Annotated in this window: 1 rRNA gene; it reads right to left on the reverse strand. The window is 54.9% G+C overall.

From position 1 onward, the window contains the following. Positions 1-441: ribosomal RNA gene (locus tag BZZ03_RS11775) — 23S ribosomal RNA — on the reverse strand; the annotation flags it as partial.

A 441-nucleotide genomic window follows, 5' to 3' on the forward strand; every position in this document is an offset into this window, starting at 1 on the left:
CCCCTACCGATACTTTTAACATTGCTATCCCGCGCCTTCGGTGTCTGCCTTATACCCGATTATTATCCATGCCCGGACCCTCGACTAGTGAGCTGTTACGCACTCTTTGAATGAATGGCTGCTTCCAAGCCAACATCCTAGCTGTCATAGGGACCAGACTTCGTTAGACTAACTCAGGCAGAACTCCGGGACCTTAGACGGCGGTCTGGATTCTTCTCCTCTCGGGGACGGACCTTAGCACCCGCCCCCTTACTGCCGGACTGCAGACCGTGAGCATTCGGAGTTCGTCAGGACTCGATAGGCGGTGAAGCCCTCTTGTCCTATCGGTCGCTCTACCTCTCACGGTGACCATCCGACGCGGCACCTAAATGCCTTTCGGGGAGTACGAGCTATCTCCAAGTTTGATTGGCCTTTCACTCCTACACTCGGCTCATCCAGAAG

Source organism: Lactococcus petauri (assembly GCF_002154895.1).
Lineage (GTDB): Bacteria > Bacillota > Bacilli > Lactobacillales > Streptococcaceae > Lactococcus > Lactococcus petauri.